Source organism: Streptomyces sp. NBC_01549 (assembly GCF_026339955.1).
Lineage (GTDB): Bacteria > Actinomycetota > Actinomycetes > Streptomycetales > Streptomycetaceae > Streptomyces.
Genome location: NZ_JAPEPW010000002.1, coordinates 2,148,406 through 2,169,218, shown reverse-complemented (window position 1 = coordinate 2,169,218; position 20,813 = coordinate 2,148,406). Strand labels below are relative to the sequence as shown.

19 protein-coding genes and 2 pseudogenes are annotated in these 20,813 nt (G+C 71.1%); 13 read left to right on the top strand and 8 right to left on the bottom strand.

The features are described 5' to 3' along the window. Window positions 1–52: 52 nt before the first annotated feature. Window positions 53–811, bottom strand: coding sequence for a hypothetical protein (locus tag OG819_RS45090; RefSeq protein WP_266655178.1), 759 nt, complete (start codon window positions 809–811; stop codon window positions 53–55). Between the two features lie 104 nt (window positions 812–915). Between OG819_RS45090 and ggt the strand changes: the two genes are divergently transcribed. Beyond that, on the top strand, window positions 916–2,727 hold the full coding sequence (gene ggt, locus OG819_RS45085; protein WP_266655176.1) for a gamma-glutamyltransferase: 1,812 nt from the start codon (window positions 916–918) through the stop codon (window positions 2,725–2,727). A 43-nt stretch (window positions 2,728–2,770) separates the two neighbouring features. Here ggt and map read toward each other — a convergent pair whose 3' ends face one another. Beyond that, window positions 2,771–3,538 carry a type I methionyl aminopeptidase gene (gene map / locus OG819_RS45080; protein ID WP_266655174.1) on the bottom strand — a complete coding sequence of 256 codons (768 nt, stop codon included), beginning with the start codon at window positions 3,536–3,538 and terminating at the stop codon, window positions 2,771–2,773. A gap of 32 nt (window positions 3,539–3,570) precedes the next feature. Between map and OG819_RS45075 the strand changes: the two genes are divergently transcribed. The 9 genes from OG819_RS45075 (at window position 3,571) to OG819_RS45035 (ending at window position 14,656) form a co-directional block, all read left to right on the top strand. Continuing rightward, window positions 3,571–3,843: a helix-turn-helix domain-containing protein gene (locus OG819_RS45075; protein WP_266630624.1), complete on the top strand. Its 273-nt coding sequence runs from the start codon at window positions 3,571–3,573 to the stop codon at window positions 3,841–3,843. Window positions 3,844–3,899: 56 nt separating this feature from the next. Then, entirely contained in the window at window positions 3,900–5,417 is a 1,518-nt protein-coding gene (locus OG819_RS45070; RefSeq protein ID WP_266655172.1) for a hypothetical protein, read from the top strand. 236 nt (window positions 5,418–5,653) lie between these two features. After that, window positions 5,654–6,496 carry a nitrilase-related carbon-nitrogen hydrolase gene (locus OG819_RS45065; RefSeq protein ID WP_266655170.1) on the top strand — a complete coding sequence of 281 codons (843 nt, stop codon included), beginning with the start codon at window positions 5,654–5,656 and terminating at the stop codon, window positions 6,494–6,496. Beyond that, window positions 6,493–7,776, top strand: a complete 1,284-nt coding sequence (locus tag OG819_RS45060; RefSeq protein ID WP_266587729.1) for an aspartate aminotransferase family protein — start codon at window positions 6,493–6,495, stop codon at window positions 7,774–7,776. The genes OG819_RS45065 and OG819_RS45060 overlap by 4 nt, the downstream gene beginning before the upstream one ends. Window positions 7,777–7,801: 25 nt before the next feature. Further along, window positions 7,802–9,364 carry a PucR family transcriptional regulator gene (locus OG819_RS45055; protein ID WP_266630629.1) on the top strand — a complete coding sequence of 521 codons (1,563 nt, stop codon included), beginning with the start codon at window positions 7,802–7,804 and terminating at the stop codon, window positions 9,362–9,364. Window positions 9,365–9,509: 145 nt separating this feature from the next. After that, window positions 9,510–10,352 carry a nitrilase-related carbon-nitrogen hydrolase gene (locus OG819_RS45050; protein ID WP_266428731.1) on the top strand — a complete coding sequence of 281 codons (843 nt, stop codon included), beginning with the start codon at window positions 9,510–9,512 and terminating at the stop codon, window positions 10,350–10,352. A 142-nt stretch (window positions 10,353–10,494) separates the two neighbouring features. After that, a complete protein-coding gene (gene hydA, locus OG819_RS45045; RefSeq protein WP_266428728.1) occupies window positions 10,495–11,898 on the top strand; it encodes a dihydropyrimidinase in 1,404 nt (467 codons plus the stop codon). An 18-nt stretch (window positions 11,899–11,916) separates the two neighbouring features. Next, complete coding sequence (locus tag OG819_RS45040) at window positions 11,917–12,936, top strand: TIGR03842 family LLM class F420-dependent oxidoreductase (protein ID WP_266587734.1); 1,020 nt, start codon at window positions 11,917–11,919, stop codon at window positions 12,934–12,936. A 193-nt stretch (window positions 12,937–13,129) separates the two neighbouring features. Beyond that, complete coding sequence (locus OG819_RS45035) at window positions 13,130–14,656, top strand: NCS1 family nucleobase:cation symporter-1 (protein WP_266630632.1); 1,527 nt, start codon at window positions 13,130–13,132, stop codon at window positions 14,654–14,656. A 76-nt stretch (window positions 14,657–14,732) separates the two neighbouring features. On the opposite strand, the gene OG819_RS45030 is transcribed toward OG819_RS45035, so the two are convergent. The 3 genes from OG819_RS45030 to OG819_RS45020 form a co-directional block, all read right to left on the bottom strand. After that, entirely contained in the window at window positions 14,733–15,401 is a 669-nt protein-coding gene (locus OG819_RS45030; RefSeq protein ID WP_266630634.1) for a hypothetical protein, read from the bottom strand. Between the two features lie 122 nt (window positions 15,402–15,523). After that, complete coding sequence (locus tag OG819_RS45025; protein WP_266630636.1) at window positions 15,524–16,357, bottom strand: class I SAM-dependent methyltransferase; 834 nt, start codon at window positions 16,355–16,357, stop codon at window positions 15,524–15,526. Then, entirely contained in the window at window positions 16,354–17,355 is a 1,002-nt protein-coding gene (locus OG819_RS45020; RefSeq protein ID WP_266630637.1) for a carboxymuconolactone decarboxylase family protein, read from the bottom strand. The genes OG819_RS45025 and OG819_RS45020 overlap by 4 nt, the downstream gene beginning before the upstream one ends. A 215-nt stretch (window positions 17,356–17,570) precedes the next feature. On the opposite strand from OG819_RS45020, the gene OG819_RS45015 reads away from it, so the two are divergent. The 3 genes from OG819_RS45015 to OG819_RS45005 all read left to right on the top strand — a co-directional run bounded on the left by OG819_RS45015 (window position 17,571) and on the right by OG819_RS45005 (window position 19,971). After that, window positions 17,571–18,683, top strand: a complete 1,113-nt coding sequence (locus OG819_RS45015; RefSeq protein WP_266630639.1) for a sensor histidine kinase — start codon at window positions 17,571–17,573, stop codon at window positions 18,681–18,683. Next, window positions 18,680–19,348: a response regulator transcription factor gene (locus tag OG819_RS45010; protein WP_266630641.1), complete on the top strand. Its 669-nt coding sequence runs from the start codon at window positions 18,680–18,682 to the stop codon at window positions 19,346–19,348. The genes OG819_RS45015 and OG819_RS45010 overlap by 4 nt, the downstream gene beginning before the upstream one ends. A 62-nt stretch (window positions 19,349–19,410) precedes the next feature. Next, a complete protein-coding gene (locus OG819_RS45005) occupies window positions 19,411–19,971 on the top strand; it encodes a DUF4232 domain-containing protein (RefSeq protein ID WP_266655167.1) in 561 nt (186 codons plus the stop codon). Between the two features lie 2 nt (window positions 19,972–19,973). On the opposite strand, the pseudogene OG819_RS45000 reads toward OG819_RS45005, so the two are convergent. The 3 genes and pseudogenes from OG819_RS45000 to OG819_RS44990 form a co-directional block, all read right to left on the bottom strand. Next, window positions 19,974–20,117 (bottom strand): annotated as a pseudogene (locus tag OG819_RS45000) (DUF4442 domain-containing protein); the annotation flags it as partial. Continuing rightward, window positions 20,117–20,495: pseudogene (locus tag OG819_RS44995) on the bottom strand (serine/threonine protein kinase); the annotation flags it as partial. The pseudogenes OG819_RS44995 and OG819_RS45000, both read right to left, overlap by 1 nt. Next, entirely contained in the window at window positions 20,495–20,755 is a 261-nt protein-coding gene (locus tag OG819_RS44990; protein WP_266655637.1) for a hypothetical protein, read from the bottom strand. The pseudogene OG819_RS44995 and the gene OG819_RS44990, both read right to left, overlap by 1 nt. Window positions 20,756–20,813 lie beyond the last annotated feature (58 nt).

Below are 20,813 nucleotides of genomic sequence, written 5' to 3'. Positions count from 1 at the left end.
GCACGGGTAAAGATTGTCGGAGGACGGTGAAATCTGCGACGCGTGGTGAAATCTACGAGGCGCGATGGGAGTTGTGGGCCGGCGCCGGTGTGGGCAGCGGGGTCTGGGCGGCCCGGGTCACGTCCGCGACGAGTTCGACGACATCGGGCCCGTACGCGTGCGAGTTCACCACCTTCAGCAGCAGTACGAAGGAGTTGCCGCCATGCTTGCGTGCCAGCCGTTCGTGGTTGCGGGCGAGATAGCGGGTCGCCGCCTGGTTGGTGATCGCGCGCTGCCCGCAGAAGAGGAAGACGGGCCGCGTCCCGCGCTCCTGTCCCGCGATCAGCCGGGCGAGGATCACGTACTCGCCCTTCCCCGACTCCAGGCGGTAGCGCTCGCTGCCGATCTGGAAGGCGCCGCGGTCCGGGCCCGGTTCGGCGTCGGTGTTGACCTGGATGCCCGGGAGCAGGCTGTGAAGATGCGCGGCCATGCGGCGATTCGACGACGGCCCGCCCACGCAGAACTCGGTCCGCTCCCCGAACCCCTGCTGCGCGGCGTCGTGCGCGACGACCTGGGCGTGTGCGCCGCAGTCCTTGATCAGCGCGGCGAGTTCGAGCAGCGCGAACACGTCGTAGCGCATCACCGTGAGCTCCGGGCCGCCCGCCTCGCGGTTCACCACCAGGAGCGACTCGGAGTTGTCGGGCAGCCCGAAGAACGCCTGCTTGCGCCGGAGTCTGCGCTTCCAGAGGTAGGTGCGGGCGAGCCAGCCGAGCGCGGCGCTGATGGCGGCGGCGACCACGCCGAGAACGATGTTGCGCACGTCGTCATTCATGGGCGCGCATGGTAGCGGGAGTGCGGACCGGTGTTCGAGGGGGTCCTGACGGAAGGGCCGCGGTGAAGTTACGCTGCGCGGACGGCTGTTGACTGGAGGTACGGATGCGTCGCCCTGTTGCGTGGAATCTGGCGGTCTTGGCGGTTTCGGTCGCGGTGGTGTCGGTCGGCGCGGCGGCGCCACCCACCGCCGTGACGGCCTCCTCCCGTACCACCCCGGCGAAGGTGCCGGTCGCCGTCGGCTACGGCGGCGCCGTGGCCAGCGTCGACGCCGACGCCTCCGCCGCCGGGATCGAGGTCCTGAAGAAGGGCGGCAACGCGGTGGACGCGGCGGTCGCCACGGCGGCGGCCCTCGGCGTCACCGAGCCGTACTCCTCCGGCGTCGGCGGGGGCGGCTACTTCGTCTACTACGACGCCAAGTCCCGTACGGTGCACACGATCGACGGCCGTGAGACGGCGCCGCTGACCGCCGACTCGGGGCTCTTCCTGGAGAACGGCCGGCCGCTCGCCTTCGCGGACGCCGTCACCAGCGGGCTGGGCGTGGGCACACCGGGCACGCCCGCCACCTGGCAGACGGCACTGGACAGCTGGGGCAGCAAGCGGCTCGGGAGCGTACTGAAGCCCGCCGAGCGGATCGCGCGCGACGGGTTCACGGTCGACGCGACCTTCCGCTCGCAGACCGAGTCCAACCAGGCCCGCTTCAAGAACTTCCCCGACACCGCGAAACTGTTCCTGCCCGGGGGCTCGCTCCCCGTGGTCGGCTCGACCTTCACCAACCCCGATCTCGCCCGCACGTACGAGGAGTTGGGCAAGAAGGGCGTCGGCGCGATCTACCACGGCGACCTCGGCAAGGACATCGTCGCCACCGTGAACAAGCCCCCGGTGGACCCGGGTTCGGGCTACAACGCCCGCCCCGGCAAGCTGTCCTCGAAGGACCTGGCGGCCTACCGGGCGAAGCGGCAGGCGCCCACGGAGACGTCGTACCGCGACCTGAAGGTCTACTCGATCGCTCCCTCCTCCTCCGGCGGCACGACGGTCGGCGAGGCGCTCAACATCCTTGAGAAGACGGACCTTTCGAAGGCGAGCGAGGTCCAGTACCTGCACCACTACATCGAGGCCAGCCGGATCGCGTTCGCGGACCGGGGGCGCTGGGTGGGTGACCCCGCCTTCGAGGACGTCCCCACGAAGGAACTCCTCTCACAGAAGTACGCCGACTCGCGCGCCTGCCTGATCAAGGACGACGCGGTCCTGACGAGCCCGCTCGCGCCGGGCGACCCGCGTCATCCGGCGGCCTGCTCCACCGGCGGCACGGCCGCCCCGACGACGTACGAGGGCGAGAACACCACCCATCTCACGGTGGCCGACAAGTGGGGCAACGTCGTCTCCTACACCCTCACCATCGAGCAGACCGGCGGCAGCGGGATCACCGTCCCGGGACGCGGATTCCTCCTCAACAACGAGCTGACCGACTTCTCCTTCACCCCGGCCAACCCGGCCGTCCACGACCCGAACCTGCCCGGCCCCGGCAAGCGCCCGCGCTCGTCGATCTCCCCGACGATCGTCCTGGACCGGCACAACCGGCCCGTGGTGGCGCTCGGTTCGCCCGGCGGCGCGACCATCATCACCACCGTCCTGCAGACGCTCACGGAGTTCCTGGACCGGGGACTGCCCCTGGTGGACGCCATCGCCGCCCCGCGCGCGAGCCAGCGCAACGCGGCCCAGACCGAACTCGAACCCGGCCTGTACGACAGCGCCCTGCGGACCCAGCTCGAGTCCCTCGGCCACTCCTTCAAGCTCAACCCCGAGATCGGCGCCGCGACAGGCGTCCAACGCCTCCCGAACGGCCAGTGGCTGGCAGCGGCCGAGAAGGTGCGGCGCGGCGGCGGCTCGGCGATGGTGGTGCGACCGGCGTCGTAGAGCGGCGCCCGCGCGCTCGTCGACGCCGGTGCGCCGGTGGGGATCAGCGTGCCGTGAGGATGCGCGGGCCCGTCCGGGTGATGGCCACGGTGTGTTCGATGTGGGCCGCGCGGGAGCCGTCGTCGGTGCGCAGGGTCCAGCCGTCGGGGGCCGCGTGGAAGCCGTCGCTGCCGCCGCCGATGAGCATGGGCTCGATCGCGAGCACCATGCCGTGGCGGAGGGGGAGGCCGCGGCCCGGGCGGCCCTCGTTCGGGACGGGCGGGTCCTCGTGCATGCGGCGGCCCACGCCGTGGCCTCCGAAGCCGTCCGGGACGCCGTACCCCGCCGCGCGGCACACCGTGCCGACGGCGTGTGCGATGTCCCCGATTCGGTTGCCGACGACGGCCGCCTCGATGCCCGCCGCGAGGGCCCGCTCCGCGGTCTCCACGAGCCGCACGTCGGCCACACGCGGCTCGCCCACGATGAAGCTGATCGCCGAGTCGCCGACCCAGCCGTCCAGTTCGGCCCCGAAGTCGATGGAGACCAGGTCGCCGTCCCGCAACCGGTAGCCGGTCGGGATGCCGTGCACGATCGCGTCGTTCACCGAGGCGCAGATGACCGCGGGGAAAGGGGTGGGCGCGAAGGAGGGCCGGTAGCCGAGGAAGGGGGAGCCGGCGCCCGCCTCGCGCAGCACCTGGTGGGCGACCTCGTCCAGCTCCAGCAACGAGGCGCCCACGTCCGCCGCCTCACGCACCGCCGTGAGCGCCCGGCCCACGACCTGCCCCGCCTCGTACATCGCGTCGATCGACGTGTCCGTCTTGAGTTCCACCATGCCAATTACTATACCGGTATTAGAATGGGGCCATGGTACGTAACCCCCTGACTCCCGAAGAGCGCGAACGCGGCGAGTGCCTCGGGCGGTTGCTGCGCGAGGCGCGCGGCGGCCGCAGCATGGTGGAGGTCGCGGCGACCGCCGGGATCTCGGCCGAGACCCTGCGCAAGATCGAGACGGGACGGGCTCCCACCCCCGCCTTCTTCACTGTCGCGGCGCTGGCGAGGGCGCTCGGGCTGTCCATGGATGACCTGGATCACAGGACTCTGCGTTCGGTCCGAAAACTCCCCGTAGCGATTCCGTAACACGGAGGGTGTTTTCTACCCGACCGGAGCACTCCAGTCGGGCGGGGAGTTGTGTGATGGTGGTGGAACAACTCCCGGATCAAGTACGGGAGTTCGCGAATTACCTGAGCGGGCTGATGAAACGGCTCGATCAGGACGGCGGCTGGTGCGCGGTCTTCTGGCAGCGTGACCCCGACGGCATGCGAGCCTGTCTGGACGGTTGGGAAGTGCCACCGTGGGACGTCGTGGAGTCGCTCCTCCAGGACCTCACCGCGGAGCAGGGCCCCCAGATCGCGGCCCAGGAGGCCCAGCGCGCCCGTTCCCTGCACGGCGCCTCGCTCGCCGCGTACGACGGCCGCCCGGGCGGCCGGGACGCCCTCGGTGACCGTCTCGACGTCATGCTCCGCGAACAGCGCTACGCGACGGAGCGCCAGGCCGAACTGAGCCGACAGCTCCAAACGGCCACCATCCACGAGGAGGCCGACGCCGTCCGGCTCGACCTGGCCTGGGCCCACGACGACCACGAACGGGCCACCGCCCGATGCGTCGAACTCCGCCACCGGATGGAGAACCTGGACCGCCGCGCCCTGCGTACCCACGCATCGGGCGCGTTCGACTTTTCCGGGGGCGCGGGCGGCGGTGTCGTCCGCGTGGCGCCGCCGGACCCGGCGCCCCCCGGTTCCGGGCCGTACGATCCGGCGGCCGCCCGATCCGCCCGAAGCGACTCGGCAGCCGCCCGTCCCGGTCCGTACGACCAGGCAGGTACCAGCACCAGTGCTGGTACCGGTGCCGGTGCCGGTACCGCCCTCGGCCCGGGCGCCGAACCCACCCCGACTGCCACCCCCGTCCCCAAACAGCGCTCCAGGCGTCGCCCCCGCGGCGGCGCCCGCTTCGCCGGGATGACGGAGGCCGAGGCGGCCCCTGTGGCCGTCCCGGAGGCGGCGACCCCGCCCGTGTCCGCCCCGGCCGCGCCGGGCGGCCGTACCCCCCGTGGCGCCCGTTTCGCGGGTGCTGCCGAGGCGTCGGCGCAACCGCGGACCGAGGGACGGGCCGAGGCGCTGGACGAGGACGCGCGGCGGGTCACCGCCGAGACCGTGCAGACCCTGATCCGGCTGCGTCGCGAGGGCCGCGGCGGCGAGGCGCACGGCGTGCTCGTGGAGGCCGCGTACTGGCCCTCCGACCGCTTCCCGCTGCTCGCCGCCGAACTGCACCGGGCGGGCCTCGACGCGGACTGGGCCACCCTGCTGTGGGAGGCCGCCTCGCTCCCCGCCGACCGGCTGGTCGGCGCCGCGGACGCGCTCGTCGCGGCCGGCCGCGACGCCGACGGCCGGCAGATGCTGCGCCAGGGCGTCGCCCGCCCCGCTCCCGAGATCGGGACCGCCGTGCTGAGCCTGGCGGAAGAGGGGCGGCAGCGTGAGATCCGGGCGCTGCTCGACGCGTACGTCCGCGTCCGCACCCCGGGGGAGGCGGCCCGCAGCGCGGAGGCCGACCCGGGGCGTCTGGTACCGCTGCTGCTGGCGGCCGCCAAGGGTGTCTCCGAGGAGCGCCACTGGGACCTGGTGCACGCGTTGAGGGTGGCCGGGTTCACGGCCTGAGAGCGTGAGGGCGTGGCCGGTTTCGCCGCCCGATTGATCCGGGAAGGCATTCCTGAGCCCGTCGAGCCGCGGCCCACCGGATCGACCGCTCACCCACAGGGGTGCGAAACGTGATCGACTCAGCGGGTTAACGGCGATGGTCTTGGCAAGGCTGTCCGCTGGGCTTACTTTCGAGCCTCTACCGCCTTTGTCTACGGGCGTAGAGGCTCTCTGACGTCTCGTCGAAGGAGCAGCTCATGGCCAACGTCGTACGCGCCGCTCTGGTCCAGGCCACCTGGACCGGCGACACCGCATCCATGGTCGCCAAGCACGAGGAGCACGCCCGCGAGGCGGCCCGGCAGGGCGCCAAGGTGATCGGATTCCAGGAAGTCTTCAACGCCCCCTACTTCTGCCAGGTCCAGGAACCCGAGCACTACGGCTGGGCGGAGCCGGTGCCCGACGGGCCCACTGTCACTCGTATGCGGGAGCTCGCGCGCGAGACCGGCATGGTCATCGTGGTGCCCGTGTTCGAGGTCGAGCAGTCCGGCTTCTACTTCAACACCGCGGCCGTGATCGACGCCGACGGCACCTACCTCGGCAAGTACCGCAAGCACCACATCCCGCAGGTGAAGGGATTCTGGGAGAAGTACTACTTCAAACCGGGCAACCTGGGCTGGCCCGTCTTCGACACCGCGGTGGGCAGGATCGGCGTGTACATCTGCTACGACCGCCACTTCCCCGAGGGCTGGCGACAGCTCGGCCTGAACGGCGCCCAGCTCGTCTACAACCCCTCCGCCACCTCCCGTGGCCTGTCCGCCCACCTCTGGCAGCTGGAACAGCCCGCCGCGGCCGTCGCCAACGAGTACTTCATCGCCGCGATCAACCGGGTCGGGCAGGAGGAGTACGGCGACAACGACTTCTACGGGACCTCGTACTTCGTTGACCCGCGCGGCCAGTTCGTGGGGGAGACGGCCAGCGACAAGGCTGAGGAACTGATCGTCCGCGACCTCGACTTCGACCTGATCGAGGAGGTCCGCCAACAATGGGCGTTCTACCGCGACCGGCGGCCCGACGCATACGAGGGGCTGGTGCAGCCGTGAGCGACCTGTACGCACGTCACAAGGCCGTCCTGCCCGACTGGCTGGCCCTCTACTACGAGAACCCGATCGAGATCACCCACGGCGAGGGCCGCCACGTCTGGGACGCCGAGGGCAACAAGTACCTCGACTTCTTCGGCGGCATCCTGACGACGATGACCGCGCACGCCCTGCCCGAGGTGACGAAGGCCGTCAGCGAGCAGGCCGGACGGATCATCCACACCTCCACGCTCTACCTCAACCGGCCGATGGTCGACCTCGCCGAGCGGATCGCCCAGCTGTCCGGCATCCCCGACGCCCGCGTCTTCTTCACCACCTCCGGCACCGAGGCCAACGACACGGCCCTGCTGCTCGCCACCGCCTACCGGCAGAGCAACCAGATCCTGGCGATGCGCAACAGCTACCACGGCCGTTCCTTCAGTTCGGTCGGCATCACCGGCAACAAGGGCTGGTCGCCGACCTCCCTCTCGCCGCTCCAGACGCTGTACGTCCACGGCGGCGTCCGCACCCGCGGCCCCTACGCCGAGCTCGGCGACGCCGAGTTCATCGCGGCCTGCGTCGACGACCTCAAGGACCTGCTCGGACACGTCCGCCCGCCCGCCGCCCTCATCGCCGAACCCATCCAGGGCGTCGGCGGCTTCACCACCCCGCCCGACGGCCTGTACGCGGCCTTCCGCGAGGTCCTGGACCAGCACGGCATCTTGTGGATCGCCGACGAGGTGCAGACCGGCTGGGGCCGCACCGGCGAGCACTTCTGGGGCTGGCAGGCGCACGCCGCCGCCGGCCCGCCGGACATGCTCACCTTCGCCAAGGGCATCGGCAACGGCATGTCCATCGGCGGCGTCGTCGCCCGCGCCGAGATCATGAACTGCCTCGACTCCAACTCCATCTCGACCTTCGGCGGCTCGCCGGTCACGATGGCCGCGGGCCTGGCGAACCTCACGTACCTCCTCGAACACGACCTCCAGGGCAACGCCCGGCGCGTCGGCGGCCTGCTCGGCGAGCGGCTGCGAGCGATCTCCGTACCGCTCGACCACGTACGGGAGGTACGCGGGCGCGGGTTGATGATCGGCGTCGAGCTGGTCAAGCCCGGCACCGACGAGGCGAACCCCGAAGGTGCCGCCGCCGTGCTCGAAGCGGCCCGCCAGGAAGGCCTGTTGATCGGCAAGGGCGGCGGTCACAACACCAGCGTGCTGCGCCTCGCACCGCCGCTCTCCCTCACCGTCGCGGAGGCGGAGGAGGGCGCGGCGATCCTCGAGCACGCGCTGAGGTGTCTCCAGTAAGAAGTTCTGAGCAAGGGAACGTGTCATGACCACCGCCACCGCCTTGGAACCCGCCCTGTCGGTACGCCAGGTCCTCGCCCTGGACCGGGTGCTCGCCGGAGAGCCCGAGGTGGTGGCCGGTGCGGGCCACCTCGACCGGTCCGTGCGCTGGGTGCACGTCGCCGAGGCCGCCGACGTGGGTGTGATGCTCAGCGGCGGCGAGATGGTGCTCACCACCGGGGTCCTGCTCGCCGGCGACCCGGACGCGCAGGCCGAGTACATCCGTTCGCTGCACCGCGCGGAGGCGGCGGCCGTGGTCCTCGGACTCGGCCGGGCCTTCCCGACCCCGCCGGACGTGATGCGCCGGGCCGCCGAGCGCTGCGGACTGCCCATGGTGGTGCTCCACCGGCCGTTCCCCTTCGCCGAGCTGACGGAGGAGGTCCAGTCCCGGCTGGTCAGCAGCAAGTTCGCGGCCGTGAGCCTCTCCGAGGCCGTACGGACCGCGCTCACCGGGCTCATCACCACGGGCGCGCCCCTGCAGCGGATGCTCGACGAGATCGCCGTGCACGCCGCCTGCCCGGTCGTCGTCACCAACCTCGCCCATCGCGTCCTCGCCACGGCGGGGGAGCGGTCCGCGGTCGACGACGTGCTGCGTGACTGGGAGCGCATCGCCCGGCAGGCGGGCGGCAGCGAGGGCGACGGCTGGATCCGCGCCGAACTGGGCGGGCGCGGCGAGCGATGGGGCCGCATCGTGCTGTGCGGCTACCGGGGCGACGCCGCCACCGGGCGGCTGCTCGCCGACCGCGCCGCCGAGGCCCTGGTCCTGCACCGGATGCTCGGCGGCTCGGTGCACACCTGGGAGGAGGAGTCCGCGCAGAGCCTGCTGACCGACCTGGTGAGCGGGGTCGTACCAGCGCGCCAGCTGCTCCCGCGGGCCAGGGCGGCCGGGCTGCCCGTCAACCGGCGGGCCTTCGTGCCGCTGGTGGTGCGGGACGGCGAACCGAGCCAACTCGATCGTGTACTACGTCTGTTGGGGCTCCCCGGACTGGTCGCCGAGCTCGCCGACGGGGCCACCGCCGTGCTGCTCAGCCTCGCCCGCGACCAGGACGCGGAGGCGCTGGCTGCCCACTTCGCCCTGCGGCTGCGCCATGAGACCGGCACCCGTGCGACCGTGGCCGCGGCCTCGCCCCGTACCGCCTGGGACGACGTCCCCGGCGGCCTGCGCGAGGCCCTGCACGTCGCCGAGGCCGCCGCCGACGCACCCGCCGACCAGGACCAGCCGGTGCTCGTACGGCTGCGTGACGTCCATCTGCGGGGCCTGATACGGCTGTTGCGCGACGACCCGAACGTCCAGTCCTTCGCCGAACGGGAGCTGGACGGACTGCTGTGCGGAGCCGACGCCGAGTCGGAGCTGCTGCCCGTGCTGCGGACCTATCTCGCGACCGGCCGCAACAAGTCCCGCACCGCACAGCTCCACCACGTCAGCAGGCCCGCGCTCTACCGCCGGCTGGAGGCCATAGAGGCCCGGCTCGGCGTCGACCTCGACGACTTCGAGCAGGCCGCCTCCGTACACATCGCACTGCTCGCACACGACGCGCAACAACGGTGAAACACGGGACGACTCAGGTGAAACATGCGACAACGCGGGGGTGACACCGTGGAACGGCACAGCGCCTCAGACGTGACACGGTGCAACTCAATGCGGCCGTCCGGGCTTCCTAGGCTCCTCGCACACCGAGCGACCGGAGGTCCCGATGAGCAGAGTGATCCGCGCCGCCGTCTTCCAGACTGCCTGGACCGGCGACAAGGAGTCGATGATCCAGGTGCACGAGCAGGCGGCCCGCGACGCGGCCGCGCAGGGCGCACAGGTGCTGTGCTTCCAGGAGCTCTTCTACGGGCCCTATTTCTGCCAGGTCCAGGACAAGGCGTTCTACGAGTACGCCGAGCAGATCCCCGAAGGTCCGATCGTCCGGCGCTTCCAGGCGCTCGCCAAGGAACTCGGCATCGTCCTCGTGCTGCCGATGTACGAGGAGGAGCAGCCCGGCGTCCTCTACAACACGGCCGCCGTGATCGACGCGGACGGCTCGTACCTCGGCAAGTACCGCAAGCACCACATCCCGCAGGTCGAGGGCTTCTGGGAGAAGTTCTACTTCCGTCCCGGCAACGCCGACTGGCCGGTCTTCGACACCGCCGTCGGCAAGATCGGCGTCTACATCTGCTACGACCGGCACTTCCCGGAGGGCTGGCGTGCGCTGGGCCTCGCGGGCGCCGAGATCGTGTTCAACCCGTCGGCCACCTCGCGCGGACTGTCCTCCTACATCTGGCAGTTGGAGCAGCCGGCGGCGGCCGTCGCCAACGAGTACTTCGTGGGCGCCATCAACCGCGTGGGCGTGGAGGAGCTGGGCGACAACGACTTCTACGGAACGTCGTACTTCGTCGACCCGGAGGCCCAGTTCGTCGGGGAGGTGGCCAGCGACAAGGAGACCGAACTCGTCGTCCGCGACCTCGACATGGCCAAGCTGCGAGAGGTACGCGACCGCTGGCAGTTCTACCGGGACCGCCGTCCCGACGCGTACGAGCCGCTGACCGCGCCGTAGCCCGGCGGCGCCCTGGGGTCCGCCGGGGTTCCCGCGCCCCCGAAGGGGCGCGGGGCCGTGGCATCGCGCCGCTTCGCCGCGTGGGCGCGACCGGCCACGAGTGACCCGCAGTTTTCAGCGCACGGCAGGAGAGAGAGGGAGCATGAGCAGCCGTACCGTCATCCGTAATGGCCTCGTCATCACCGCGTCCGACGAGATCCACGCCGACGTCCTGATCGAGGACGGCCGGGTCGTCGCCCTCGCCGCGACCGGCACCCCGGCGGCCGAGTCGTGGACGGCCGAGAAGACCATCGACGCCACCGGCAAGTACGTCATCCCGGGCGGCGTCGACGCCCACACCCACATGGAGCTGCCCTTCGGCGGCACCTTCGCCTCGGACACCTTCGAGACGGGCACCCGGGCCGCGGCCTGGGGCGGCACCACCACCATCGTCGACTTCGCGGTGCAGAGCGTCGGCCACTCGCTGCGCGAGGGCCTCGACACCTGGAACGCCAAGGCCGACGGCAACTGCGCCATCGACTACGCCTTTCACATGATCGTCTCCGACGTCAACCAGGAGACGCTCAAGGAGATGGATCTGCTGGTCCAGGAGGGCGTCACCTCCTTCAAGCAGTTCATGGCCTACCCCGGCGTCTTCTACAGCGACGACGGCCAGATCCTGCGCGCCATGCAGCGCTCCGCCGAGAACGGCGGCCTGATCATGATGCACGCGGAGAACGGCATCGCGATCGACGTCCTCGTGGAACAGGCGCTGGCGCGCGGCGAGACCGACCCGCGCTTCCACGGCGAGGTGCGCAAGGCGCTCCTGGAGGCCGAGGCCACCCACCGGGCCATCAAGCTCGCCCAGGTCGCGGGTGCCCCGCTGTACGTCGTGCACGTCTCGGCGCAGGAGGCGGTCGCCGAGATCGCACGGGCGCGTGACGAGGGCCTGAACGTCTTCGGCGAGACCTGCCCGCAGTACCTTTTCCTGTCGACCGACAACCTCGCGGAACCGGACTTCGAGGGCTCGAAGTACGTGTGCAGCACACCCCTTCGGCCCAAGGAGCACCAGGCCGCCCTGTGGCGGGGCCTGCGCACCAACGACCTCCAGGTCGTGTCGACGGACCACTGCCCCTTCTGCTTCGTGGGCCAGAAGGAGCTGGGCCGGGGCGACTTCTCGAAGATCCCCAACGGCCTCCCGGGCGTCGAGAACCGCATGGACCTGCTCCACCAGGCCGTCGTCGACGGGCACATCTCGCGTCGCCGCTGGATCGAGATCGCCTGCGCCACCCCGGCCCGGATGTTCGGCCTGTACCCGAAGAAGGGCACCATCGCGCCGGGCGCCGACGCCGACATCGTCATCTACGACCCGCACGCCGAGCAGGTCATGTCGGTCGAGACCCACCACATGAACGTCGACTACTCGGCGTACGAGGGCAAGCGCGTCACCGGGCAGGTCGAGACCGTGCTCTCGCGCGGCGAACCGGTCATCACCGAGCGGGAGTTCACCGGACGCGCGGGTCACGGCGTCTACACCCCCCGCTCCACCTGTCAGTACCTTCTCTGAGCGACTAGGAGTGGCGCCATGGACTTCGGACTCGTCCTGCAGACCGACCCCCCGGCCTCCCGCGTCATCGACCTGATGAAGCGCGCCGAGGGCAACGGCTTCACGTACGGCTGGACCTTCGACTCGGCCGTGCTGTGGCAGGAACCCTTCGTGATCTACAGTCAGATCCTCGCGAACACCGAGAAGTTGACGGTCGGACCGATGGTCACCAACCCGGGCACCCGCACCTGGGAGGTCACCGCCTCCACCTTCGCGACGCTCAACGACATGTACGGCAACCGCACGGTGTGCGGCATCGGGCGCGGCGACTCGGCGATGCGCGTCGCCGGGCGCAAGCCCAACACCCTCGCCCGGATCAGCGGTGCGATGAAGGTCATCCGCGCCCTCGGCCGTGGCGACGAGGCCGACCTCGGCGGCACCGTCGTCAAGTTCCCCTGGGTCAAGCCGGGCGCCGAACTCCCGGTCTGGATGGCCGCGTACGGCCCCAAGGCCCTGAAGATGACCGGTGAGGAGGCCGACGGGTTCATCCTCCAGCTCGCCGACCTCTACCTCACCGAGTACATGGTCAAAGCCGTGAAGGACGCGGCCGTCGAGGCGGGGCGCGACCCCTCCGAGGTGAAGATCTGCGTGGCCGCGCCCGCGTACATCACCGAGGACGACTCGCCGGAGGCGCTCGCCCACGCGCGCGAGCAGTGCCGCTGGTTCGGCGGCATGGTCGGCAACCACGTCGCCGACCTGGTCTCCAAGTACGGCGAGCACTCCGCCGCCGTGCCCGAGGAACTCACCGACTACATCAAGGCCCGCGAGGGCTACGACTACTCCCACCACGGGCGCAGCGACAACCCCGACACCAAGTTCGTGCCGGACGAGATCGTCGACCGGTTCTGTCTGATCGGCACGGCCGAGCGGCACATCGAGAAGCTGAAGGCGCTGCGCGCGCTGGGCGTGGACCAGTTCGCGGTGTACGACATGCACGACGCGCAGGAGGCCGTGATCGACGCGTACGGGTCGAAGGTCATCCCGGCCGTCAACGGCTGACAGCGCCGCCCCGGGCGGCCGACCCCCGGCCGCCCACCGCACCACCGGCCGCACCCAGGCCTCCGCTCCCCCTCCCCATACGTCCCCTTCCCCCCGTCCGGGGAGGGGGATCACCGCACCACCGCACCCGCACAACCCCCCACGGCGTCACCCGCACGGCCTCTCCGTCACTCCTCACTTGATTGGCCTGCCCATGACCGAGACCGTCCCCAGCGAGGGCCCGCCCGTCGCTCAAGTCACGCTCGCCGACGGCCGGGTGGAGATCGCGCCCGACACGCCCGCGCCCACTGGCCCCTACGCCAACGAGGACCTGCTGCCGGTCCCGGTCGAGAAGCGCACGTGGACCACGTACAACTTCTCGGCGCTCTGGGTCGGCATGGCCCACAACACCGCTTCCTGGACCCTGGCTTCCGGCCTGATAGCCGTCGGCATGGACTGGAAGCAGGCCGTGCTCACCATCGCCCTGGCCAACCTGATCGTGCTGGTCCCGATGCTGCTCACCGGGCACGCCGGACCCAAGTACGGCATACCCTTCCCGGTCTTCGCCCGCGCCTCCTTCGGTGTGCGCGGGGCCAACCTGCCCGCTGTCGTACGGGCGTTGGTGGCCTGCGGCTGGTTCGGCATCCAGACCTGGATCGGCGGCGAGGCGATCTACTTCCTCGCCGGGAAGCTCTTCGGTGACGGCTGGAAGGACGCCTCGCACATCGGCGGCTACGCGTGGACCATGTGGCTGTCGTTCGCGATCTTCTGGGTGCTCCAGGTCGCCATCATCTACCGGGGCATGGAGACGATCCGCCGCTTCGAGAACTGGGCGGCGCCCTTCGTGCTCCTGGGCGCCGGCGTGATGCTGTGGTGGATGAGCGGCAAGGCGGGCGGCTTCGGCCCGCTGCTCGACCAGCCTTCGAAGCTCGGCTGGGGCGGCGACTTCTGGAAGCTGTTCTGGCCCTCGCTCATGGGCATGATCGGCTTCTGGTCCACGCTGTCGCTGAACATCCCGGACTTCACCCGGTACGGCAAGAGCCAGAAGGCGCAGACCTGGGGTCAGGCGCTCGGTCTGCCCACCACGATGACGCTCTTCGCGTTCCTGTCCGTCATGGTCACCTCGGGCTCGCAGGCCGTGTACGGCGAGGCCATCTGGGACCCGGTCCAGCTGGCCGCCAAGACCGACAACGTCTTCGGCCTCCTCTACGCGCTGGTCACCGTGCTGGTCGCGACCCTGTCCGTGAACATCGCGGCCAACCTGGTCTCGCCGGCCTTCGACTTCTCCAACCTCGCACCACGGAAGATCAACTTCCGTACCGGCGCACTCGCCACCTGCGTCCTCGGCGTGCTGATCTTCCCCTGGAAGCTGTACTCCGACCCGCAGGGCTACATCTTCACCTGGCTCGGCCTCGTCGGCGGTCTGCTCGGCACCGTCGCCGGCATCCTCATCGCCGACTACTGGATCCTGCGCCGCACCAAGCTCGACCTCGCCGACCTGTACCGCACGGGCGGCCGCTACTGGTACGACGGCGGCTGGAACTGGCGGGCCGTCGTCGCCTTCCTCACCGGCGGCGTCCTGGCGGTCGGCGGCGCCGACTTCCACCCGCTGATCGACGGGCGGCCCATCCCGGCGCTGAAGTCGCTGGCCGACTACGGCTGGGCGGTCGGACTCGGTACGTCGATGGTGCTGTACCTGGTGCTGATGCTGCTGCGAGGCAAGGAGAAGACCGCCGTCTGACCCGTGCGGCAGGACAGCCGTCGGACAACGGCGGATCGACAGCGGCCGCCGGAGCGGCGCGGCGGTGGGAGAACGGTCAGCCCTTCTGGCCGTTCTCCAGCGTCGCCACCACGTCCTTGGCGGCCTTGATGGCGCCCTTGTTGATCTCGTCCGTACTGGGCGCCTTCTTCGTCTCGAAGTCGCTGCCGTTGTACGTGACGACCACCAGCGCGTTGGACGCGCGGACGATCACCACCCCCTCGCGGGTCTGCTGCTTGTCCGTGGTGGTGAGGTTCACGACGGAGTAGGCCGAGTCGCCGAGGCCGGGAACCACCCCTCCGCCGCTCTTGTCCGCGACGCGCCCTGTATAGGACTTCTGTGCCGCTTCGGCTGAATCCTTGATCTCGTACGAGACGTCCAGCCAGTGGTAGTCGAAGCCCTTGAGCGCGTTCCAGGAGCAGGTGCGGCGTACCGACTTGTCCGTCGACGGAATCTCCTGACCGGCCGTCTTGGCGCCCGGGACAAGGGCCTTGACCGTCTTCTCCGTCACGCCGGTGCAGGGCGCGGGAGCCACGGTGTACTTCCTCGCGACCGCCGTCGCCGAGGGTCCTGAGGTGGCCTCCTGCGTCTTCTGCGGCGACTTGGGGGCGGTGGCGGCCGGCGTCGTCGTCGAGGGACCGGACGACATGGCCCAGCCCGTGCAGGCGAGCACCGCGACCGGCAACAGGCGTGCGGTGAGAGCGAGTGGCAGAGGAAGAGAATGCACGGCGCACTTCTCGTGGGGGACGGTGGGGAGCGAGTCCACACTGTGGACGGAACGCCAGTGTCACATGACTCCCTGTGGGGCGGAAGTGCCAACTCGCTCCGTGGCTGTGCGGTGACAGTGGCTCACCGGTGAGGGCCCCCGCCCCACTTCGCCGTCACCAGCCACACCGCCGCCCGGAGCCGAACACCGCGATCCGTCTCATAAGGACGCAAGGTGTCCTCCAGGGCCGCGCGCGTGGCGGCGTCGGCCGTCCGGCCGGGCGTGCGGGAGAGGACGAAGCCGACGGCGTCCGCGGCGTCGCGCCCCCATGTCGTCTCCGCCGCGACCGCGGCCACCGTCACGTCGTCCCACCCGTGCAGCACCTCGCGGATGCGCGCCGGGTCGGACAGGGATGCCATGGCGGCCTGGACGGCGACCGTCGCGGCGTCGGGTTCGTCCAGGAGTTGTCCGAAAAGACTCAGGGCGCGTGACTCCTCCCCCTCGGGACCGGCGGGCTGCGGACAGACGAACGCGAGCCGCCCGCCCGGCCGCAGCGACCGTGCCAGGTTCCGGAACGCCGCCACGTGGTCCGCGAAGAACATCACCCCGCCGCGGCTGATCAGGACGTCGTATCCGGCGGGCGGGAAGGGGTGGGTCTGGGCGTCGGCGAACTCGTACGCGACGTTGGTGACCCCCTCCACGGTGGTCGTGGCCCGGGCCAGGTCGAGCAGGGGCGCCGAGATGTCGACCCCGACGGCGTGCCCGTGCGCCGCCAGTCGGCCCGCGATCCGGGTCGTCGCACCGGCCCCGCAACCGACGTCCAGGACCCGCTCGCCCGCGGTGATCGCCGCCGCGTCGAAGAGCGCGGCGTTCAGACCCGACACGAGCGTGTCATAGCGCTCGCGATGGCTCGCCCAGTGGTTGCCGACAGCGCCGTTCCAGGCCCGTGCCTGATCAAAGTTGGCGATCTGTGTCATGAGGTCTCCTCGGTCGTGCGGACGGGCAGCGCGCTCTCGATCCGGTCGACGGCGGCGAACGCGCCGTACGCCACGAGATGCACCAGGCAGTGATCGGTATGCATGGGTTTGCGCCAGGCCGTCACGTCCTCGTCCGTGATCCGGTACGGGGCCAGCGCGGCCAGCAGCGCGAGACGTGCCCCGGGCCGCGAATGGCCGGGGAGCCCGTCCCACGCGAGCGGCGGGTGCGAGCCGTCCCAGTCCCGGAGCGTCTCCCGTACGAGGAAGCGGTCGGCCTCGTCGAGAAGACCCTCCCCCTCGGTGGCGGCGGCCCGCAGCGCGGCGTAGGCCGGTCCGACGGTGGTCCCGCGCGCCCAGTGCGGACCGGGCCCGGCGTCGTCGAGGAGTTCCAGGCCCGCACCCGGCGCGGGGCGCCGGCGCACCGTCCGGGCGACGGACCGTCCGGCCAGACTTCGCACCGCCCGGAACCGTTGCATGTTGCCGGGCAGCAGATTCTCGGTGAGCAGCGCCGACACCACACGGTTGATGAAGTGGAAGGACAGGGCGGTGCCGATGTAGGCGGGGGCGTGCGCGACGGGGAAGGGGTACGGCGTCAACTCCGGCGCCCCCGGACTCCGGGTCGCCCCGCCCCACGCCAGCACGCGCGCGTGCTCCTCGTCGGCGGGCGTCTCACCGCGCGCCGCCGTCTCCGCGAGCCGGTGGTCCCCGGTCGCGTGCAGCAACATCGTGTGCGCGTCCACGCAGAACGGGCACCGATTGGCGACGGACACCCCGAGCGCCGCGAGTTCCTTCCCCGTCCGGCTTCCCTCGCCCGCGATCAGCGACTCGCGCATCAACGCCCAGGCGGAGGCCATGAGATCGGGTGCAGACGAGAGCACGACGAAGGTCACCGCGCGCTCGATGCCGAAGTCGTCGGCGAGCTGGGCGTAGACGCCCGCGACCCGGCCGGTGGCCGACTTGGGTGGAGAGGGGGTGGTGAAACGGAAGGGAGTGGGCATGGGACGCCTCCTCGTGGGGAATGTGCGCGGGGCCACCGCTCGGCCGCCGTCGCCACCCTCCTTCAGGAAGGCGTCCACGGACGTCGTCCACCCGAAGGCAATCCGAGCTACCCCCACCCGGCCCCCGCACGCCGCGGTCTACTCCAGCCGGAGTATGCCGGTCCCCCTCCACAGGTCTGACGCCACTGCCCGAACGGCCGTCTATCGTGCGGAACATGACGCTGGACCAGGTCACCCGCAGACACCTGGCCGACACCACCCTCGCGGTCGTCGTCGGCGCCCTCGTCATGACCGCGGCCGCGATCGACCACCGCGCGACCCCCGCCGACTACGCCCTGATCACCGTCGGCTCCCTCGCCCTGGCGGCCTACCGCCGCGCCCCGCGCCGGGTACTCGCGGTCAGTACGGTCGCCACGACGGCGTACGTCCTGCACGCCCACCCCGGCACCCTCGCCGCCCTCCCCGTGCTGAGCGCCGTCCACACGGCGGCCCGAGCGGGCCACCGAGGCGTGGCGGCCCTCGCGAGCGCCCTGTTCCTCGCGGGCTTCGTGACCACGGACCTCGCGGCGCGAGGAAGCGTCGAACGATCGCTCCTGCTCGCCGGGTGGTTCCTGTGCGCCCTGGTGACAGGTCTCGCCGACCGTAACTGGCAGGCCTATCTGCGCCAGACGGAACAACGCGCGATGGAGGCGGAACGCACCCGCGAGGAGGCCGCCCTGCGTCGCGCGGGCGAGGAACGGCTCAGGATCGCACGCGAGTTGCACGACTCACTCACCCACAGCATCTCGATCGTCAAGCTCCAGGCCGGCGTCGCCGTCCACCTCGCCCGCAAACGCGGTGAGGAGGTGTCGCCCGCGCTGCTCGCCATCCAGGAGGCGGGCGGCGAGGCGATGCGCGAACTGCGAGCCACCCTCGAGGTGTTGCGCACCGACGAGCCGACCGGAACCCCCGCGCTACTCGTGGAGCGGGCCCGCGCGGCCGGCCTCGCCGTGGAGTTGACGGTGAACGGCGACGAGCGGCCCCTCACGGCGACGGTGGACCGTGCCGCGTACCGCATCGTCCAGGAGGCCCTGACGAACGCCGCGCGCCACGCGGGCCCCGCCAAGGTGGCCGTCCAACTCCACTACAGTCCTGACGAGCTGACGATATCGGTGGACGACGACGGCGGCGCCGACCCGTCCTGTCCGCCCACCCCCGGAATCGGCCTCACCGGCATGCGTGAACGCGTCATGGCCCTCGGCGGCACCCTGCACGCCGCACCGCGTACGGAGGGCGGCTTCTCGGTGCGCGCCGAACTGCCGCTGGGCATACCGGAGGAGGTGTCGTGATCAGGATCGCGCTCGTCGACGACCAGGCACTGATGCGCGCCGGCTTCCGCGCTCTGCTCGACGCCGAGGACGGCATCGAGGTCGTGGGCGAGGCCCCCGACGGGAAGCAGGGCCTCGCGCTCGTGCGCGCCTGTGTGCCGGACATCGCCCTCGTCGACGTACAGATGCCGGTGATGTCGGGCATCGAGGCCACCCGCCGCATCGCCGCCGACCCGGAGCTGTCCGCCGTACGCGTCATCATGCTCACCAACTACGGCCTGGACGAGTACGTCTTCGAGGCGCTGCGCGCCGGGGCCAGCGGCTTCCTGCTCAAGGACACCGAGCCCGCCGACCTGCTCCAGGCCATCGAGGTCGTCGCGCACGGAGAGGCGCTGCTGTCCCCGTCCGTGACCCGCACCCTGATCAGCGAGTTCGTCGCCCGGCCACCGGACCGGGCCACAGCGCCCGGCCTGGAGTGCCTCACCCGCCGCGAACGCGAGGTCACCGCGCTCGCCGCGCGCGGTCTGACCAACGAGGAGATCGCCGCGCACATGGTCATCAGCCCGTTCACCGCCAAGACGCACATCAGCCGGGCGATGACGAAGCTCGGCGCCCGCGACCGGGCCCAACTGGTCGTGTTCGCCTACGAGTCGGGCTTGGTGACGGCGCGGGGGAGTGTGATCTGAGGGATGCGTCGGAGGTGGTCGCGGCGGCAGGAAGGGCGGAGGTGGCGTGGAATGATCAGCGGATGATCGTGTTACGTCCCAGGCCGTCCCGCAACGCCGTTCTCGCCGGTGTGCTGACGCTCGCCGTGAGCGGCTGCGGCTTGTTCACCGAACCGGAACACCGGCCCAGGGCGGCCCGCTCACCCGCCGTCACGGTCCAACAGGCGCGCGGCTGCCCGCCGTCCGGGGTGCGGCTCGCCACCGGCCCCGTTGACGGGGCCATGGGGCTGCGGGCCATGGCACTCACCCTCACCAACTGCTCCGAGCGACCGTACGAGGTGAACGGCTACCCGGCCGTCCGTGTCCTCGACGAGAAGGGCACCCCGCTCACGGGCGTACGCACCGTCGAGGGGACGGACGAGGTGCCCATGGCGCCGGACGACCCCGGCGCCGCGCCGCTCACCCTCGACCCGGGCGAGAGCGCGCGGGCGGGTCTGTACTGGCGCATGGCCACCGAGGACGGCACCTATCTCCGGGTCGTCCCGGAGCGGGGACGCAAGGCCCAGAACGTAAGACCGGCCGAGCCCCTCGATATCGGCCCGGAGAACACGCTCGGGACGACGGCGTGGGCGTCCGTGTCGTGAGGGCTCTGCTGGCCGTTGGCGACGAGCTTCCGCTCGCCTCCTTCCCGGACGCCGTACACCTCCAACTGGCACACGGTCAGGGTGCGTCCGGACTTCAGGACGGTGCCGATCGCTTCGAGGTGGTTGCCGGCGGCGGGCGCGAGAAGGCCAGGGCCCGCGCCAGCACCTTGCCCAGTATCCGCACCGCGCGCGTCGGCAGCGGCCCGCAGGCCACGACCGCCTCGGCCAGCGACGGACCCGGCACGAACGCCGTGGCCAGCCACGGTGCGCCGGCCTCGGTGTCGGCGCCCACCACCGGCACCACCCAGGGGCTGTCCACCCGTCGGGCGGAGACCACTTCCCGGTGGAACCGGGCCCGGAACTCCGCCTGGTCGGCGTACTCCGGCTGGATGACCTTCACCGCGGCCAGGTCCCCGGCCTCGGTACGGGCCAGGTAGACCACGCCCATGCCGCCCGGCACCCAGCCGTCCCAGCAGCCGGTGGCCGCCGAGGCGGGACGGATCGGAGGGAAGCAGCCGCTCCATCACGCACCCCACTCCGGGTCCGAGTTCGTCCACGGCGTCGACGCGCCCTCGCCGGCCGAGGTATCCGGCTCCGGCGAGGCGGATCCCGACCCGGCGGCGAAGGTCGGCGAGGCAGTCGGCGTGGCGCCCCCGCCTGTGCTCGCGTCCGCGGCTGCCCCGGTCTGCGTGTCGCCGCCGCTTTCGCCCTCTGCGCAGCCGACCAGGAGTAACCCGCACATCACCAGGGCCCCGCACATGTGCAGGCCTCTCGCATACCCCACGTTCCCGCCCCTTGTCCGGTGCTCGCCGTACCCCGCGACGCGGGGGAAACTGCCGAGT

Coding starts and splice junctions, on each gene's coding strand:
- OG819_RS45090 (WP_266655178.1), bottom strand. CDS start 811: ATGAATGACGACGTGCGCAACATCGTTCTCGGCGTGGTCGCCGCCGCC.
- ggt (WP_266655176.1), top strand. CDS start 916: ATGCGTCGCCCTGTTGCGTGGAATCTGGCGGTCTTGGCGGTTTCGGTC.
- map (WP_266655174.1), bottom strand. CDS start 3,538: ATGGTGGAACTCAAGACGGACACGTCGATCGACGCGATGTACGAGGCG.
- OG819_RS45075 (WP_266630624.1), top strand. CDS start 3,571: ATGGTACGTAACCCCCTGACTCCCGAAGAGCGCGAACGCGGCGAGTGC.
- OG819_RS45070 (WP_266655172.1), top strand. CDS start 3,900: ATGGTGGTGGAACAACTCCCGGATCAAGTACGGGAGTTCGCGAATTAC.
- OG819_RS45065 (WP_266655170.1), top strand. CDS start 5,654: ATGGCCAACGTCGTACGCGCCGCTCTGGTCCAGGCCACCTGGACCGGC.
- OG819_RS45055 (WP_266630629.1), top strand. CDS start 7,802: ATGACCACCGCCACCGCCTTGGAACCCGCCCTGTCGGTACGCCAGGTC.
- OG819_RS45050 (WP_266428731.1), top strand. CDS start 9,510: ATGAGCAGAGTGATCCGCGCCGCCGTCTTCCAGACTGCCTGGACCGGC.
- hydA (WP_266428728.1), top strand. CDS start 10,495: ATGAGCAGCCGTACCGTCATCCGTAATGGCCTCGTCATCACCGCGTCC.
- OG819_RS45040 (WP_266587734.1), top strand. CDS start 11,917: ATGGACTTCGGACTCGTCCTGCAGACCGACCCCCCGGCCTCCCGCGTC.
- OG819_RS45035 (WP_266630632.1), top strand. CDS start 13,130: ATGACCGAGACCGTCCCCAGCGAGGGCCCGCCCGTCGCTCAAGTCACG.
- OG819_RS45025 (WP_266630636.1), bottom strand. CDS start 16,357: ATGACACAGATCGCCAACTTTGATCAGGCACGGGCCTGGAACGGCGCT.
- OG819_RS45020 (WP_266630637.1), bottom strand. CDS start 17,355: ATGCCCACTCCCTTCCGTTTCACCACCCCCTCTCCACCCAAGTCGGCC.
- OG819_RS45015 (WP_266630639.1), top strand. CDS start 17,571: ATGACGCTGGACCAGGTCACCCGCAGACACCTGGCCGACACCACCCTC.
- OG819_RS45005 (WP_266655167.1), top strand. CDS start 19,411: ATGATCGTGTTACGTCCCAGGCCGTCCCGCAACGCCGTTCTCGCCGGT.